At 59.4% G+C, this 18775-nt stretch carries 10 protein-coding genes; all 10 read left to right on the top strand.

Annotated features, from left to right (window positions below; translation table 11 throughout):
- Positions 1 to 258 precede the first annotated feature (258 nt).
- Positions 259 to 2088, top strand: a complete 1830-nt coding sequence (locus tag I4W09_RS02035) for an ABC transporter ATP-binding protein (RefSeq protein WP_196031445.1) — start codon at positions 259 to 261, stop codon at positions 2086 to 2088.
- Positions 2081 to 3979 carry an ABC transporter ATP-binding protein gene (locus I4W09_RS02030; protein WP_161115511.1) on the top strand — a complete coding sequence of 633 codons (1899 nt, stop codon included), beginning with the start codon at positions 2081 to 2083 and terminating at the stop codon, positions 3977 to 3979. The genes I4W09_RS02035 and I4W09_RS02030 overlap by 8 nt, the downstream gene beginning before the upstream one ends.
- A 215-nt stretch (positions 3980 to 4194) precedes the next feature.
- Positions 4195 to 5232, top strand: coding sequence for a putative endonuclease domain-containing protein (locus tag I4W09_RS02025; protein WP_196031444.1), 1038 nt, complete (start codon positions 4195 to 4197; stop codon positions 5230 to 5232).
- A gap of 233 nt (positions 5233 to 5465) precedes the next feature.
- On the top strand, positions 5466 to 6521 hold the full coding sequence (moaA, locus tag I4W09_RS02020) for a GTP 3',8-cyclase MoaA (protein ID WP_271756726.1): 1056 nt from the start codon (positions 5466 to 5468) through the stop codon (positions 6519 to 6521).
- A gap of 4 nt (positions 6522 to 6525) precedes the next feature.
- A complete protein-coding gene (gene mobB / locus I4W09_RS10625) occupies positions 6526 to 7830 on the top strand; it encodes a molybdopterin-guanine dinucleotide biosynthesis protein B (protein ID WP_196031443.1) in 1305 nt (434 codons plus the stop codon).
- A gap of 265 nt (positions 7831 to 8095) precedes the next feature.
- Positions 8096 to 9376 carry an MFS transporter gene (locus tag I4W09_RS02010; RefSeq protein WP_196031442.1) on the top strand — a complete coding sequence of 427 codons (1281 nt, stop codon included), beginning with the start codon at positions 8096 to 8098 and terminating at the stop codon, positions 9374 to 9376.
- 218 nt (positions 9377 to 9594) lie between these two features.
- Positions 9595 to 10416 carry an HAD family hydrolase gene (locus I4W09_RS02005; RefSeq protein ID WP_196031441.1) on the top strand — a complete coding sequence of 274 codons (822 nt, stop codon included), beginning with the start codon at positions 9595 to 9597 and terminating at the stop codon, positions 10414 to 10416.
- A 507-nt stretch (positions 10417 to 10923) separates the two neighbouring features.
- Positions 10924 to 14442: a Spy0128 family protein gene (locus I4W09_RS02000; protein ID WP_196031440.1), complete on the top strand. Its 3519-nt coding sequence runs from the start codon at positions 10924 to 10926 to the stop codon at positions 14440 to 14442.
- On the top strand, positions 14435 to 16105 hold the full coding sequence (locus I4W09_RS01995) for an isopeptide-forming domain-containing fimbrial protein (RefSeq protein ID WP_196031439.1): 1671 nt from the start codon (positions 14435 to 14437) through the stop codon (positions 16103 to 16105). Before I4W09_RS02000 ends, I4W09_RS01995 begins: the two co-directional genes overlap by 8 nt.
- A gap of 114 nt (positions 16106 to 16219) precedes the next feature.
- A complete protein-coding gene (locus tag I4W09_RS01990) occupies positions 16220 to 17950 on the top strand; it encodes an isopeptide-forming domain-containing fimbrial protein (protein WP_230318615.1) in 1731 nt (576 codons plus the stop codon).
- Positions 17951 to 18775: the final 825 nt, after the last annotated feature.

The following is an 18775-nucleotide window of genomic DNA, read 5'->3' as shown; positions in this document are numbered from 1 at the left end:
GCGGGGCACTTTCTGACTGGGTTTGTTTGCGTACCAGTGTAGTGAAAACCCTACAACGATTGTAGAGTCAAGGTTTGTGATGACGTCGGAGCGAAAAAGTCTCGCGCACCATTATTCCGAGTGAATATGGACACACATCACGAGAACTCGCCGCCGGCGCTAACCTTGCAGAAAACGATTTCGGAATACTTGACACCATTATTCGGCGCGCAATAATACGTGCGTTTGCGAACAACGTTTGATGGGGGTTGAACCTGCGTGCGCAATCTCAAAATACTGTTTTCCTATCTAGGGGCATACCGTCGCGATGCCATCCTCGGCGTGTTCTTTGTGTCGGTCGAGACGGTGCTCGAGCTGTTTATCCCGGTCATCATGGCCAACATCATCGATGTGGGCGTGCCTGCGTGTGATATCAACTACATGCTGCTACAGGGTGCGTACATGTTGGTGTGCGCTGCGCTTTCGCTGGTACTGGGCTTGGGTTATGCCCGCACGTCCGCCCGCGTTGCCTCGGGCCTAGGCGCTAACCTGCGCGAGGCCGAGTACAAAAAGATTCAGACGCTCGCTTTTGGTAACCTGGACAACTACGACGCCAGCTCGCTCGTCACCCGCATGACCACGGACATCACCGTTATCCAAAATGCTGTGGGCAACGGCTTTCGCCCTATGGTGCGCGGCCCGGTGACGCTTATCGTCGGCCTTATCTACGCGCTGATGCTGTCGCGCCCGCTCGCCACCGTCTTTGCGATCATCTTGCCCGTGCTTGCAATCGTACTGGGCGTCATCACCTATCGCGTCAGTCCGCTCTACCGCCAACTCCAGACCTCGATGGACCACCTCAACGGCGTGGTACAGGAGGACCTCACCGCCGTGCGTGCCGTCAAGGCCTACGTTCGTACCGAGCACGAGGAGGCCAAGTTCGACACCGTCAATACCGAGCTCGCGCGCACTGCGACAAAGACCTTTGGCAACGCGGTGCTCAACCTGCCGGTGTTTCAGCTGTCGATGTACGTGGCTGCGCTCTCCATCCTGTGGATTGGCGGCCACATGATTCTCGCCGGCAAGCTGGGCGTGGGCTCGCTCACGGGCTTTATGAGCTACGTGCTGCTGATCATGAATTCGCTCATGATGATTTCCAACGTGTTTTTGCTGCTCACGCGCGCTCTTACGAGTGTGGGCCGTATCGCAGAGGTGCTCGATGAGGAGTCCTTTATCGCCAACCCCGCGGGAGACCTCGCGATTGCGGCGCCAGCGGACGGCAGTATCGAGTTTCGCGACGTTTCCTTTAAATACCGCGCGGATGCAGCCGAGGATGTGCTCCAGCATATCGACCTTCGCATCGAGAGCGGCTCGACGGTGGGCATCCTCGGCGGCACGGGCTCGGGCAAGAGCTCGCTTGTGCAGCTGATTGCGCGCCTGTACGACGCCACCGAAGGCGCCGTGCTTGTGGGCGGACACGACGTGCGCGACTACGACCTCGCCGCCTTGCGCGACGCTGTGGGCATTGTGCTGCAAAAGAATGTGCTGTTTACGGGTACCGTGCGCGAGAACCTGCAGTGGGGCAATCCGCAGGCGTCGGACGATGAGCTCCTCGCGGCTTGCCGCGCGGCGTGCGTGGACGAGTTCCTTGATCGCATCGGCGGGCTGGACGGCGAGTTGGGCCAAGGCGGCGCCGGTGTCTCGGGTGGCCAGAAGCAACGCCTGTGCATCGCGCGCACGCTGCTCAAGCATCCGCGCGTGCTCATTTTTGATGACTCCACCAGCGCGGTCGATATGGCGACCGACGCTAAGATTCGCGAGCACATCGCCCGGATTTCCGATACGACCGTGCTCATCATCGCCCAGCGCATCGCGAGTGTCATGGATGCCGATCGCATTGTGGTGTTGGACGACGGTCGTGTCCACGGCGTGGGCACGCACGAGGAGCTGCTGGCGGGCGACAACATCTACCAGGAGATTTACGCCTCGCAGATGGAGTTTGCGAGGAACGCGGAAGCCGGCGACGGCAGTGACGATGGTTGCGCGAATGATCCGTTTTCCTCCGTCGCATGCGGATCGCCCTTGGAAGGGGGTGAGCGTCATGCCTAAGACCGCAGCCCAAGCACGCCCGGCCGACCTCAAGCGCACTGTGCGCCGCTTGCTCTCCTACATGGGGCATGCCAAGTTCTCGTTGCTCGCGGTGGGCGTGCTCGCCTCCGTCGCCGCCATCGCGAGCCTCGCCGGCACCTACATGGTGCGCCCCATCGTTAACGGTTTGGCCACGGGCGGGGAGGAACTGCTTGCCAAGCAGGTCATCCTGACGGCGATCATCTACGCCGCGGGCGTGCTTTCGGCCCTGGGCTACTCGCAGATCATGGTGCGCGCGGCCCAACGCGTGGTGTCCGATATTCGCCGCGACCTGTTCGCGCACATCCAGACGCTGCCGCTCAGTTATTTTGACAGCACGCGCTCGGGCGACATCATGAGCTTTTTCACCAATGACGTCGACACCGTCTCCGAGGCGCTTAACAACAGCTTTGCCAACGTGATTCAGGCCACCATTCAGGTTGTGGGCACCACGGCCATGCTCATCATCCTTAACTGGCAGCTCACGATTATCACACTCGTGTGCGATGCGGCCATTGTGCTGTATGCGCGCTATTCGGGCGCGCGCTCTAAGCGCTTCTTTGCCGCCCAGCAGGCATCGCTTGGCGACCTGGACGGATATATCGAAGAGATGGTCTCGGGCCAAAAGGTCATCAAGGTCTTTAACCGCGAGGCGGCGAATGTCGCCGGCTTCACCTGCCGCAACGACGAGCTTCGCCGCACCGGTACCGCCGCCGTGAGCTATGCCAACTCCATGGTGCCCATGACCGTCGTGATTGGCTACGTCAACTATGCCATCGTCGCCGTGGCGGGCGGCATACTCTGCATCAAGGGGCTCGCCGATGTGGGCGCACTTGCAAGCTACCTGGTCTTTGTGCGCCAGGCCGCCATGCCCATCAACCAGTTTACGCAGCTCGGCAACTTCTTGCTCAACGCGTTGGCCGGTGCCGAGCGCCTGTTTGCGGCTATGGACCTTGAGCCCGAGGTGGACGAGGGCTGCGTGGAGCTGGTGCAGACGGGCGACGCCGCGTGGGCGTGGAAGATTCCCGAGGGCCAGGGCGTGGGCGCGTACGGGCACTTGCATGACGTGGCAGCCGTTGATGAGTCGGGCCGCGCGGTGGCCGCCGACGGCATCGAGCTCACGTGCGGCTTGGTCCCGCTTGCCGGCGACGTGCGCTTCCATGCCGTGGACTTTTCCTACGTGCCGGGCGCCCGCGTGCTCACGGACCTCAACCTGTTTGCCAAGCCGGGGCAAAAGATTGCGTTTGTGGGCTCCACGGGCGCCGGCAAGACGACCATCACCAACCTCATCAACCGCTTCTACGAGGTCGATGACGGCGAGATCACGTACGACGGCATCGACGTCAAGCACATTGCCAAGGCCAGCCTGCGCGGGTCGCTCGGCATTGTGCTGCAGGACACGCACCTGTTTAGCGGCACCATTGCGCAGAACATCCGCTTTGGCAAGCTCGACGCGACCGACGAGGAGGTGCGCGCCGCTGCCGAGGCCGCCTGCGCCGACTCGTTTATCCGCCGCCTGCCGCGGGGCTACGACACACCGGTCACGGCCGACGGCGCCAACCTGTCGCAGGGTCAGCGTCAGCTGCTCGCCATCGCGCGCGTGGCCGTCGCCGATCCGCCGGTGCTCATCCTGGACGAGGCCACGAGCTCCATTGACACGCGTACCGAAAAGCTCATCGAGCGCGGTATGGACCGCATCATGCGCGGTCGCACCACGTTTATGATCGCGCACCGCCTGTCCACTGTCCGCGACGCCGACGCCATCATGGTCCTCGAACACGGCCGCATCATCGAGCGCGGCACGCACGAAGAGCTGCTCGCCCAGCACGGCGAGTACTGGCAGCTGGCGCATGGCTTAAAAGAGCTGGATTAACCCGTTCGAGCACGATGCTTTGATCCCTCCGTGCCCCTCACCTCGCCTCAAACCATCACAACATTCGACGTTTTTCGCCAAAATCGGGAAAAGCATCGAATGTTGTGATGGTTTTTCTGCCACTCGAACGGGCGGAATCGCTTTCTTGCGCACGAAGGTGTGCGGACTCGTGGGCAGGGGAATAAGGTTGGTTATCCGACTCCATTGGAGGGCTCATGGACCTGCCGATCGTCCTGTCCCATAAGACTGCCTGGCTGTACCACAACGTGGCGCGCCCGTCCGAGCCGCTCTCGCGAGCAAGCAGCCTATACGATGAGGACTCGCTTGCTAACGAGGCGGAGCCGACCGCGAGCCTGCCCAAATTGGGACTCGATGCCAAGGGGCTGAGGGCTTCAACGGCAGTTGGAATCGTTGCCGACTATCTGGTCTCGCTCGGTATTCCGCGAGAAGAGCTCGATCATATCGACACGCTCGTCAACTTCGATTTTGAGCGCTCGACGCCGGCTGGATTCAGGTGCCACGTGTTTGGGGCGCCGGTACCTCCAGGCCATCTTATCGAGGTGGCAGAGGGCCTTCTGGTGGTTGATGAGCTCATGTGCTTTGTCCAGGCGGGTTCGTGGATGAGCGAGCCCGAGCAGCTGGAATATGGCTACGAAATCTGCGCCCGATACCATTTGAATCATCTGTCGACAGGCGATTATATCGAGATGGGGCAGAGATATACCGTTGCCGACTTGATTGCTTATTGCAATGAGAACCGATCTCGTCAGGGGGCCATACGCGCGGCCGCCGTGCTCAGGCGCGTGCACGATGGCGCGCGGTCGCCCATGGAGACGGCCACCGCAATCATGGTTGTAGCAAAACGTTCCCAGGGCGGGCTGGGATACGCCAAGATCGAGCTCAACCATCGGGTCGATGTTCCCAACGAGTTCAAGTATCTCGCAAAGGCCGGGTATTTCGAGATTGACGTATATGCGCCTGCAAGCGGTACGGGGATTGAATACAACGGCTCGGACCATCTTGATAAACAGCGCAGCGCGTCGGATGCGGAGCGTATGACCGTGCTGAGCGCGCTGGGCTTTAGGATGATCGTCCTCACCGGGACTCAGTTTGCCCACCAGCTGCAATTGCACCGGGCGATGAACGCCATCGCGCTCGCTATGGGCCTCAAGTGCGACCGAAGCGAAGCGTTCCAGAAACGTCAGAACGACCTGCGAGAATTCGTGATTCGGCACTGGGACGGCGGCCTTTAGGGGCGTTTTGGTCCTTCTGCGGGGTGCCGTGGGTAGGCAAACCATCACATCATTCGACGTTTTTTGCCAAAAACGGGAAAAGCGACGAATGTTGTGATGGTCTGTGCTGAGGATGGGCTTGGGAAGCCGGTTTTGCTCGAAGCGGCCTGTCCTGTCGTACGGGTGTCGGCGTGGTTCTCCCGTGGGGTATTATGTTTTCCGAAGAATAAAACGCCGCGTGAGGGGAGGGCTGCGTGGACGGGCACGTGCAGCATGACGGCTTTGGCCGCGATATCAACTACCTGCGCATTGCCGTTACCGACAAGTGCAATTTCCGCTGCATTTACTGCATGCCGGCCGATGGCGTGGCGCCCCGCGCGCACGACGAGCTGCTCAGTGCCGAGGAAATCGCCCGCTTTGTGCGCTTGGTGGCGGGGGAGGGCATTCGCCGCGTGCGCCTGACGGGCGGCGAGCCGCTGGTCAGCCGCCGTATCATCCCGCTCATTCGCGACATCCGCGCGATTCCGCAGATCGAGGATATCTCGCTCACTACCAATGGCGCCCTGCTGCCCAAGCTGGCGCCGCAGCTCAAAGATGCCGGGCTTAACCGCGTCAACATTTCGCTCGACACACTCGACCCTACGCTGTTTGGAAAGATCACGCGCCTGGGTCGACTCGAGCAGACCATGGCTGGCATCGACGCGGCGCTGGCTTGGGGCTTTGAACCCGTTAAGGTCAACTGCGTTGTGGTGCGCCGACTCAACCAGGATGTGGCGGCCCTTGCACGCCTGACCGTCGACCGCCCCATCCACCTGCGCTTTATCGAATACATGCCCATCGGCGACGAGCACACGAGCTCGCATTGCGCCGTAGACCCGCATGCGCCCGCGCTCAATCCCGAGCTGTGGGACGCGAGCGATACCGTGCCGAGCGACGAGCTGCGGGCGCGCATCAATGCCGGGGCCACCGCGGCGGGACTGGGCGAGCTCGAGCCGCTCGGCATCAACGACGCTCCTGCCGGCGCGGGCCCTGCGCGCTATTGGCACTTTCCGGGCGCGGCGGGAACGGTTGGCTTTATTAGCGCCATGTCCAATCATTTTTGTGCGAATTGCAACCGTCTGCGCCTGACGGCCGATGGCAACGTGCGTCCGTGCCTGTTTAGCGATGCCGAGTATTCGGTGCGTGAGGCGCTGCGTCGTGGTGATGATATGCAGGTACTTTCGATTTGGCGCGATGCCGTGGCCCACAAACCGCAGGAACACGCGATAATTGAGGGTACGCAACGATTTATGTTCCAAATCGGAGGATGATCATATGGCCAAGAGCAGGTACGCCGATGCCACCAAGGCCGCTCGCAGGGCCGCGATGTCTGCCCACAAAGTCACGGCTGCGGCGAATGCTGGCAGCGCCGACGCGTCCGCGCAGCCGACTGCCGGTGCTGCCACCGAGCCCGCCCGCGACGCCCGTCGTGACGAGCTGACGCACGTGGACGCCAAGGGCGAGGTGCGCATGGTCGACGTGTCCGACAAGGCCGAGACCCATCGCATCGCCATCGCCGAGGGCGCCATCCTCATGCATCCCGAGACGCAGGCTATGGTGCTGCAGGACCGCGCCAAAAAGGGCGACGTGCTTGCCTGCGCGCGCGTGGCGGGCATTATGGCCATCAAGCGCACGAGCGACATTATCCCCATGTGCCACCCGTTGCTCATTACCAAGAGCAAGTGCGATATCGAGCCCATCGCTGCGGCGGGGACGCCGGCCGATGACGTGCCCGAGGGCTGGGCGCCGGCGCGCGCGGACGGGCAGGTTGGCTTTCACGTACTGGTTACGGCCGGCGTGACGGGCAAGACGGGTATTGAGATGGAGGCCCTGACCGGCGCGAGTGCCGCGTGTCTGACCATCTATGACATGTGCAAGGCGGTCGATCGCGGCATGGAGATCGTCGACGTGCGCCTGCTGCACAAGGAGGGCGGCCGCTCGGGCATATGGGATCGCGCAGAGCGTCAGGCCGCTGCCGTTGAGGCCGTGGCCGCTGACGGTGCCGCGCCCGCGAGCGCACCCGTCGCCGTCGCGCCTGCAGCTCCGACACCGGCCGTCCCCGCGATCGCGTTTATCGGCTACCAGAACTCGGGCAAGACCACGCTTGTCGAGAAGGTCATTGCCGAGCTCACCCGCCGCGGCCTGCGCGTGGGTTCGCTCAAGCATCATGGGCATCACGGCTTTGATATCGATGTGCCTGCTAAGGACACCTGGCGCCATCACCAGGCCGGATCCAAACACGTGGGCCTCATCTGCGCCACGCGCTGGGCGGAGTACGCCGACACGCGCGAGGAGGACGAGATGCCCGCGCGCGAGCTGCTGTCGCGCTACAACGATGTCGACGTGGTGATCATCGAGGGTTACAAGACCGAGGGCTTCGACAATATCGTGGTCGCGCGCTCCGGTGTCGACCGTCTGCGCGGCAAGAGCTCGCTCGACCTGGTCGACGGTCACACGCTGGCCCTTGCCTGCAACGAGGCCCTGGCGCGTCAGGCCTTCGACGCCGGCTTTGCGACCCGAGCCATCAACATCAACGACGCCCGAGCCATCTGCGATCTCATCCAAGATCATCTGGCCTAAAACCTGCCAAAAAGGGACAGGTTTATTTTGGCAGGTTTTATCTGGGCAAACGTCATTTCCACCACAAAGGGGCCAGGCACCTTTGTGGTGGATTTTGCTTTAGTAGATGTGTGGGACATGCCTTACAATCTACCAAGTAGTTCATGACGGGCGAAAAACGGAGAGAAGGGGCTTGATGCGTCCTTAATGTTTCATGCGGATAGATTGATTTGACAGACGGTGGCGAATGCCCGCCGTCCGCATTCGTATGAAACAAGGAGTCTCCATGCTCGCCTCTCTTTTCTCAAAGCCTCAATCATCGCTGTCCGCGCAGGCTAAGCACCTGGTGGCAATGCGCTTCCTCATATATACCGGCTTTCAGACTAGTTATTTTATCGGCGTTATCGGAACGCTCACCTATGCAGACGATGCCTCGGTCGTGGCGACATCGCTGGCCGTCCTCTTTATGAACGTCTTCGTAATCTTGGGGTCCTTTGCGGGTGGCGCTGCGCTCGACGCCTGGGGCCCGCGCCGTCATTTCTTGCTGAGCATCGTGGGCACGCTGGCAACCGGCGCGGCGATCCTCGTTTTTGGCAGCGCGACCGGCATCGTCCTGCTCGGCGCGGTGCTCCTGGGCTTTGTGATGGGGTTCGCCCAGCCCATCGCTACATCCTATCCAGCCTACCTCACCGATGATCCTCTCGAGCTCAAAGGCATCAACTCAGCCATCGTCATGTTTTCAAACGTGAGTATCATCGTCGGTCCCACGCTGGGCGGCCTTGTCGCAGCGGCTGCGTCGTCGCGCGCGGTGTTCGTGCTCATGATGCTCTTTACCGTACAGGCGCTCGTTGCCGGTTGGGGCTTTAGGCCGCAGACCAGCCATGCCGCCGGGCATACGGATGCCGATTTGGCAGAGGAAGGGGAGCGTGCGGGACAAAGCTCTAACTCCGGCACGTCCGCCCGCGTCACCTTCGTGACCAGCATCAAGACAGTCTTTACCAACAGCGTCCTCACCCTGCTGTTCTGCATCATATTTCTTTCGAACTTTGGCTATGGCGCCTTTGACCCGCTGGAGTCGTTCTTCTACCGCGATGTTCTGCGCGTCGGTGTCGAATGGATGGGCTGGCTCTCGTCGGCCAGCGGTGTGGGCGCGGTGCTGGGCGCTGTGGTCGCGCTCCGCTTGCCGCCGCGCTTCGTCAGCCTCAAAACGCTGCTCGTGGCACTCATGTCCGTGGGCGTGGGAAGTTTGATTTATGTGGGGACACCGTACGTGTGCGTGGCCCTTATCGGCCAGATTGTCCTGGGCGTGGCCTGGGGTGTTGTCAACCCGCTCCACAACACAATCGTGCAAACGACGGCTCCGCTCGAGCAGCTCGGTCGCGTTAACTCGGTCATGGGCTTTGGCAACATGTTCGCCGGCGTGGCCCCGCTGGCGATTGCCCCGTGGCTGGCGGCGACGTTTGGCGTGCAGCAGACGCTCGTAGGGGCGGGCATGATCGTGACGGCAGTTCCCGCGGCGTTGCTGTTGTTTGGGCACCGGCATTTTGATCGTGCTGCACGGCAGTAAAAACCATCACAACATTCGATGAAAATCTCGATTTTGGCGAAAAACATTGAATGTTGTGATGGTTTGCGCCCCGGGTCCGGCCACCCTTCGGGTTCGGCCGCCACAAAGGGAGGCAGGCACCTTTGTGGCGATTGGGTCCCAACGGCCCGTGCCTTGGTATACCATGTACGCCGTTCACGAATACACCCCACACCGCCGCACAACCCAGAAAGGCCCCCATGGACACCACCTTCAGCCACATCAAAGCCGTGTTCTGCGATATCGATGGCACGCTGCTCACGAGCCAGCACACGGTGTCCCCGCGCACCGTGGCGGCGATCCACGCCCTGCGTGAGCGCGGCGTGCTCTTTGGCCTGTGCACCGGGCGCGACGCCCACGCGACCGAGGCCATGTACGAGCTCTGGGGCATCGAAGGCCTGGTGGACGTGCTGGTGGGCTGCGGTGGCGCCGAGGTCATCGACCGCGCGCACGACATCAACGAGCTGAGCTATCCGCTACCGGGCGAGACCATCGCGCGCATCTGCAAGCACATGGCGGACCTTCCGGCAACGCCCGTCTGCCCCCGAGACGGCGTGTTCTACGTGCCCGAGAGCAACGCGTGCGTCGAGCACCTGTCGCGCGTCGACGGTGTGCCCTACCAGGTGGTCGATTTTGCCGAGTTGTTGCGCGAGCCGCAGCCCAAGGTGATGTTTACCATGGCGCCCGAGGTGATGCCGCGGGTGATTGAGCGGGCGTCGACGTTTGCCGATAACACTGTTAAGGCGGCGGCTCTGCAAACCACGCAGCGGCTCTACGAGTTCATGGATCCGCGCGTGTCCAAGACGCGCGGCCTTGTGCGCGTGGCGGAGCTCAACGACATGGAGCTCCAGAACATCTGCGTGTTTGGCGATGCGGACAACGACACCTGCATGGTGGCCGACGCCGGCGTGGGCGTGGCCATGGCAAATGGCAGCGACGCCACCCGTGCCGCCGCCGACTTTGTAACCGCGAGCAACGACAAAGACGGCATCGCGATCTTTATCGAGGAGCATCTGCTGTAGCGCCGGGGGAGAGCCACCATAAAGGGGGGGGCAGGCATCTTTGTGGTGGCCTCAGGCGATTTGGGCGAATTGATGCCTAAAATCTGCGCGAAAATTCAGATATGGTTGTCTGAACATTGCGCTTCTAACTACCGATGAGTTAAAGATATTCCCATCAATTTGGTAGTCTATTCATCCCGGCTAATGACCTACCGTTCACGGTCGATTTTCGACCGTTCACAGGATGTTTGCTCTTGAGCAAAATGTTGTGCAAATAAATCTAATGCCATTAAAAAATAATAGGCAACTAAATTACCAGCAGAAACAAAAAACAGATAGCGAATAAACGAAGGTAAATCCGAGCAAATGTCAAGAGAATTGAGAACCGAGTACAAAAATGTCGGTTTTGTTGTTCGGATGTTTAAACAATAGTTACAATAGTATTACTAAGCGTGCGCAATTACAGGTTGCGCAGATATGTTTGATAGTGAAAGAGCAAGATCGCGGTCTCTTGGGGAGGAGACATCGATGAAAGCGAATTCAGAAAAAACTAAGCAGAGTAAAAAAGCGACGCGCCGCGTACTGGCAGGCGTTTTGTGCGGAGCCTCCGTTTTGAGCCTGGTGCTGTCGCTCGTCATGCCTCCGATCTCGCAGGCCATTGCCAACGATGCCGAGGCGGGTGCAGCCGAGGAAACTGTGGCGGCGGCTGATTCCTCAAGTGAGTCTACTGATGTAGAAAACACCAACAACGGGGATACCGAGAACCAGAATAGTGACGACGCTGAGGGTGGCGAGGGAGAAGACGCCGCTGCCGCAGGGCTGCCGTCCGACGACACGAAGGTCGAGGGTGACACGCAGCCTTCCGACGCACAGCCTGCGGATGATGAAAATAACGATGAAAACGCTCCCGCCACCGTCAGTGCCGATGACTATACCAAGGTAAACGGCGATGTTGCTAAGGCATTTACCAATGGCGGCAAGTTCCAACTGACGGGTCCTGCCCATTCGAATCAGCAGATTGCCATCGACAAAGCCACCACCATCGATCTTAACGGCAACATGCTCTACAACGACGCCGGCGTCTACAACGACGCCGGCGCCCCAGACTCCTTCTTTGTGGTCAAAAAGGGAGCCACGCTCACCATCGAGGACTCAGGTAAAACTTCAGGTAAAACAATAGACGAACAGTCTCGGGCCGAAACGACGGCAGGTCAGCCTGCGATTATGACGTGGGAAGGGGGAAACGGATCTAGCTCTAATGGCGTTGCACCCAAGAGTCTTACTTACTATGAGACTACGAGCGCGCCCAAACAAGATGGACTCGGGACCACCGAGACTACAACTAAGCATGTCGTCAGCGGTTTCGGCGCAATCGTTGCTGCATCCCACAGCGGTTCGGTCAAACAAGTCATTTCGGTTGCGGATGGCGGTACGCTTAACCTCAACGGGGGCATGATCACGACACCGGGGGATTTGGCCGGCGACGGTCATATCATCCTTGCCGTGGGGAATAGTAACGAAACTCAGGTGAATATCAATGGCGGTTTTATTACCGGCGCGAATCTTAATCAGCAGCGTGGCGGCTGGGGCGGTGGCCTGTGCGTAGTGGGCGCGGAAGTCACGGTCAACATGACTGACGGCGTGATTGCAGCGAATAATGCCGCTTCTGGTGGCGGTATTTATGCTGAGAATGCCAAGCTGAATCTCTCCGGTGGTGTCATCTCGGGCAACGCTACGTATTCTGATTCGGATGGTCTCGGTGGCGGCATCTTGGTTTCGGGCGGTAGTGTGACCGTTTCTGGTGGCTACATCACTAACAATAAATACGCTAAGTTTTGCGGCCACGATGGCTGGGGTTGTCATGGCGGCGCTGGGCTTGCTGCCAATAAAGGCGCCCATGTCACCATTTCTGGTGGCAAGATTACTGGCAATTATTCTGAAGAAGCTGGTGGCGGCGTTTACGTTACCAATCAAAAGCAACAAGGTATGGCATGGCTCAAAATTACGGGAGGAATTATTGCCTCTAACGTGAGCCACCGATCTGAAGGTGCCGGCATCCGAGTGGGCCAGCAGGTTGACGCGATGATTAACGGCACTCCAAACAGCAAAGTCTACATTACTCACAACCGCTGCATGTCTCGCTTTGACTGGGGCGGTGGCGGCATCTTTGTTCAGGGAAACTCGATTGAGGGTCAGGAAAAGACCGCTGGTAGATTATTTGTATACAACTCGTACATTAGCAGCAATACCGCTGGCGGCTATGGCGGCGGCGTAGCAGCCTGCCCCACGGGCAAGACGTTGGTAACGAACACAAAGGGCACGGCAATCTTTGGCAATTTGTCTGCCGGCGCTGAGCAAGAATTCAAAGAATACAATCGGGCAGATGGCACTGGTAATGATGGTACGCCCCATCTTTCAGCTGGTGGTGCTGAAGGTACTAATAAGACTGAAGATCAAGAGGCATACAATTCGGAGGATTTTCGCAAGTACGGTCATGCCGATTTCTTCCTCGCAGCGACAGGTCACACAACGCCGGTCGCAGTGGTAAGCGGCAAGATGCTTGGCGATATAGACGCCAAGTATTCGGGAAGCATTGAGCTAAAGGGTCCCATTACCATCCCCGCCAACGGTGTTGCTCAGGTAAAAAATAGCATCGGTCTGATTTCGGGTGTTAGCGCCAAGGATAAAGCGGTGGCTGAGGCAGTACAGAATGATAGAGTGACAACTTTCATCACGGACAACTATTCCTGGAACCATGGTGGCGGCATCATGTCGAATGGCGACTTGTACCTAGGCGAGCCTGCGGATACGTACGTCTACCCGAGCCTTAAGTTGAAGGCAACCAAGAAGTTGACCGGCCGCGACCTCAAAGATAAGGAGTTCACCTTTACGGTTTATCGCAAGGCCTCGGATACTGCGAAGGCGCCTTATTGGAAGAATGATGAATTCGACAAAGGTGGCTGCGAGTTTGTCGAATCTGTCCCGAATAACGCTGACGGCAACATCGCCTTTGACCTTAGCGAAGACGTTCGCAAGCAGCTTCTTAATAACGAAGACGTTCGCAAGCAGTTCTTAGCGAATGGTGCTGCCGAAATTACATACTACTTGGTCGAAGATGCGGGCAAACTTCCTGGTGTCATATACGATCGTGCTGTATATGAGATTAAGGTGACAGTCAAATACACGTCGACTGTACTTATGTCTGTTCCGATACAGGGAAAGACGGATGAGTTTAAAAATCTTAATGTCTATAGCTACACGATTGATCGTGTGGACGTGACTAAGAATCCTGGGGGTTCAGCTAGCTCGCCGAGGACTGTGTCAGTAGATGCTAATGGGTATTATTCGATCGTCGACTCCAGCAGCGCAACCTCCACCAACAAGGCAACCTTCACCAACAAGTACGACCCTGAGGTTTCTTGGACTCCTGAGGCGACTAAGGTCGTTGAGGGTGGCGAGATGAAGGAGTTTACACTTCAGCTTGCGACAGACAGAGACTTTAATCACATCATCGGAACTGCCGTGACCTCTGGTAATGATAAGGGGCAGACGCTATCGTTCAAGGACGTCACTGATAAAAATAAAACGGTTGAGCTCAAGTACTCGCTCTCTGATATCAGGAATAATCCCGACCCGGGCGACTCAACGGGTGGCCCTTCCAAGACCTTTACGTACTATGTGTGCGAGAAGAACGAAGGATCGACCTATCCGCATTACAAGTTTGATCAGACGGTCTATAAGCTTACGGTTGTCGCAAAGGATGACGATGCTGGAATCACAACCAAGGTGACCTACACCCAGATCAAGGATGCTGACGGCAAACCCATCGACGAAGCGGCTCCCGTGGAATACAACGATGGATCCGATACTACCAAGCCCAAGTCCATCCCCACCTTCACCAACACCTACTCCACCTCTTTGCCCCTTTCTGGTATGTCGGGCGTCACTCTGACGTACCTTGCCGGCGCGGTGGTGCTTTGCGCTGCTGCGGTCTGGATGCACATTCGTCGCAAGGCGAATGCGAAGGGAGGTAAGCGTCGTGAATAAGAAAGTTTGCTCCTTCCCGATCTTGTTTGCGCTGCTTGCCCTTCTGATCGGCACCTGCGCGGTTGTGTTCCCCGCTTCCGCGCAGGCCGCGCCGACCTCGACCGGTTCCATCACGGTGAGCGGCACCGTGGCGCGCAGCTACGACGCCTACCAGATCTTTAGCGCCAACGTCGTCGACGGCGACAGCGACGCCAAGATCGCCACCGCCCTCGCCTGGGCAAGCGACGCCGCGCGCGACGCCGCGCTGCCTGTGCTGCACAGCGCCGGCATGCCCAGTTCCCAGACCACCGCGCAGGAAGCTGCCGAGTGGCTAAACACCGATTCCCACCTTACGGGCGCGCTGAGCGCACAGCTCGCTCGTTCCCTCCAGCGCTCTGGCGCCGTGTCTGTGGCCCTTAACGCCGGCACGGCGGCCGAGCTGCCCTGCGGCTACTGGCTCATCGTCGCCGACGACGACGCCATCGCCCAGGGTGAGGCCGGCACCGCGCCGATCATGGCCCTGGTCGGCGGCAGCGCCGTTACCGTCAAGCCCAAGGCCGCGACCCCCAAGGTCGCCAAGCACGTGCTGGAGGACGGCACCGCCGCCTGGCAGAAGGCCGCCGACGCCACGGTCGCCGACGACCTGTACTGGCGCCTCTCGGCCACGGTCCCGGCGGGGCTCACGGCCTACGACACCTACACGGTGCGGTTCGTCGACACCATGAGCGCGGGGCTCGACCCCTCCAAGGTGGCCGCGAGCGTGCGCGTGTACGTGGCGGCGGGCGCGGACGGCGGCTTCGACGCCGTCTCGGCCGGCAAGGACGGTCGCGCCGGCACCGAGCCCGCGAAGGGTTGGACCGACATCACGGCCCAGTGCGCCACCAAGGTAGCGGCCGACGGTAAGACCTTCACCGTGCGCACCGGCGACCTGATCGCCGCGCTCGGCGGGGCCGACGCCTTTGCCGCGGGCGCCCGCGTGGTCGTCGTGTACAATGCGCCGCTCAACAGCGCGTGCAACCACGGCATCGCGAAGGGCAACCCCAACGAGGTCTACCTGCGCTACCCGCGCTCTCCCTTTGCCGACCAGTCCGGCGACGCCGGCTTCACCCGCACGCCGAGCGACGATGCGTGCGCCTACACCTGGGATCTCGCGCTCACCAAGCGCGGCAGCGACGGCGACAAGCCGCTTGCCGGGGCGGTCCTGAGCATCGCCGACGACCGCGGCCGCACGCTGGCGGCCGACGGTACGTGGGATGCGGAGGGCAAGGCCACCGTCACCACGGGCGAGGACGGCCGCGTGACCGTCTCGGGCGTGGACTCGGGCAAGCTGGAGGTCCGTGAGCTCAAGGCGCCCAAGGGCTACACCGCCTTTGAGGGCACGCGCTCAATGACGGTCAAGGCCGAGGGCCTGGACGTCGACCAGGTGGCCGCCGCCAAGCCCAAGCTCACCATCACGGCCGAGTCGCCCCTGCGCGCCGACAGCGCGGACGGGTCGACGGGCAGCCTGGAGGCGTCTCTCATCAACACGCCCACCGGCACACCCCCTAGCATTACCACCGGAGGCTTTATGCCCTCGACTGGCGATATGGCAATGTACGCCGCGGCCGCCGCAGCGGTCGCCGGAGCCGCGCTCATCGTGGTCGCGCTCCTGGTCAAGCGGGGAGGTGGCAGCCATAAAGAGTAGCTGGCAGCCCCACAGAGAGCGGGGCGAGACGTAGCGAAGTAGATGCTAAGACACAGACAGACAGATTTAGATCAAATGGAATTCGAGCAGAAAGCAGAGGAAAAGAAGATGAGCATGAGCAAGAACATCGCACGCCTGGCAGTAACCGCCGGCCTCACAGCAGCACTGAGTTTCGGCGGCGTCATGGCCCCGGTGACCATGGCGTTTGCTGATGATGTGGCGGCTGCCACGACCAATAGCATCACCATCAATAAGAACACTGAGAACGGCGATGCGAAGTACAAGGCATACCAGATCTTTAAGGCCGATGTCGTGGACAAGGACGGGAAGAAGGTCGCGTCCAACGTCGATTGGGCCGACGGACTATCTGCCGCTGCTAAGAATGGCATCATTGCCGCCATAAAGAGTGACGAGAAAGGCGGCGAGCTTCCCGAGACTCCCTCTGCACAGGACGTCGCCGACTGGATGGCCACATATCTCCAGGATGCTTCTCAGGTTGTGAACAATGGTGATTTGCTCGATACGATTGCTAGCTTGGTCAAGGACACTACTCCTGTCACGCCAAGGGGAGCTTCTACCGCTGCTTTCGCCGCGGACATCTCAGTATCATTTGATAACTCTGGCTACTATCTCTTCCTGACGGACGTTGACTCTATCGGCACTGCGGATAGCCATTCCGGCAAAAAGCAGACTGGTACTTCCCCGATTTTCGCTGTCGTGGGCGGCAGCGCTGTTGAGGTTACCGAGAAGACCAGCATTCCTACGGTCGAGAAGAAGGTCAAAGACGACAAGCCCGGTAGCGATTGGAAAGACAAGGCAGATTCCCAAATGGATCAGGACGTCCATTACCAGCTGACGGGCACCGTTGCCGACAACATCGCCACGTTCGACACCTACTATTATGAGTTTAACGACGTGCTCTCTGCCGGCCTTACGGCAGACGCGGGCACCATTGAAGTTAAAATCGGCGATAAGACCCTTTCTCGTAACTCGACTGAGGGCGACAAGACTGGTTACGATGCTTCGATTGATAATACAACTAACACGTTGACCGTAAAGTTTACCGACCTCAAAACTGCTGCGAACGTAGCCGGCGCGACGCTCGACGGCCGCTCTAATGTCGTCGTCACTTATACTGCCAAGCTCGACCACAAGAAGGTCGATAAGGTTACTGTTGGCGGCGAGGGCAATCCCAACAGCGTCAAGCTCATCTACTCCAATAACCCCATGAGCGATGGCAAGGGTGAGTCCGTGCTCGATACCGTTCGTGATTACACCTATGCGCTTAAGCTCGTCAAGGAAGATTCGGAAGACAACACCAAGCTCAAGGATGTTGAGTTTACCATCAAGGCCACGGGCGCTGACGAGCTTGAGACTGGCAAAGTGGGCCTGCAGTATGTTCAGGAGAACGGTTCGCTTGGCAATGATGAACATCGGTTTAAGACTAATGAGAGTGGTGAAATCAGCGTAACCGGACTCGACGCCGGTACCTACACGGTGCACGAGGTTGAGGGCAGTAACCCTGGCTACAACACGTTGGATGACTTTACCTTCACCATTACCGCCGAGGGTCTTGGTGAACTCGAGGGCAAGACGTTCGCTGGGAACACTGATCCGAATACGTTGAAAGTGACCGCAGGGAAGGACGGTTCCACTTTGGTCACCCCGAAAGTCACCGACGGCACCGTCACCCTCACCGTCAAGAACAAGAAGGGCTCTAACCTCCCGTTGACCGGTCTCAACGGCGTGACCTTCACTTGGATCGCTGGTGGCGCGGTGCTGTGCATCGGCGTGGCGCACCTCATCCGCAGCCGTAAGCAGGCTGAGGAGTCCGAGCAGGAGTAACGCTCGCTCACCCATCCCTTTGGCAGGTGGGATGTGATGGCCATGAGACTTGCGGACACTTTTCTCGTCCATCCACGTTCTTGCTTTGCCATTCTCTTTTCGGGGCAGACTCCGCACTGGAGTCTGCCCCGTTCTTTTTGGGATAACGCAGCCAGGCTCCATTGCCCGATGTATCAAGCGTATGAATATCGAACAGATGTTTGCAAATATTGCGTTTACCAGCTGTAAGTGCGAGTGCTCGCAGTAAAATACCCTTGCGACGCATCCCGTGCGCGGGCGGCCGACGACTCGATCGGAGGTCCCCAAATGCTGAAATTCCTTAACGCGCTCGCCGCCCTCGCGGCAGTGGGCTCGTTCGTCATCGCGTTTCTTGACTCGTATGAGGTTCGGTTTAAGGTCCGTAGGCGCACGCGCGGTGCGGACGGTAGAAGGCATTTGCGCCGCAACAAGCGCAAATAAGAATGCCCGGGGTTAGAGGCCCGGGCATTTAACAAAACCAGAAAACTAGGCCGCCCGCGCTTTCGAACACTTACGCGGGGTGCGTCGTTTCCTGTAGTTATTGTATCCCGAATCGCTTCGCCGATTCGGGACATTTTGAAAACGCAAACACGTCGGGCAAACCCGGACAATGCGGCCAGGTTCCGCTGGATGAGGAATCGTGTTTATAGCTATCGAACAAATGTTTGTCAAAATCGCGTTTACCAGCTGCGGGTGCATACGCTCGCAGTAAAATATCCTTGCGACGCATCCCGTGCGCGGGCGGCCGACGACTCGATCGGAGGTCCCCAAATGCTGAAATTCCTTAACGCGCTCGCCGCCCTCGCG

The sequence above is a fragment of the Collinsella aerofaciens genome (genome assembly GCF_015670795.1).
Classification (GTDB): Bacteria; Actinomycetota; Coriobacteriia; order Coriobacteriales; family Coriobacteriaceae; genus Collinsella; species Collinsella aerofaciens_Q.
Note: the sequence above shows the minus strand (reverse complement) of the source record. Positions and strands in the feature narration are given on the sequence as shown.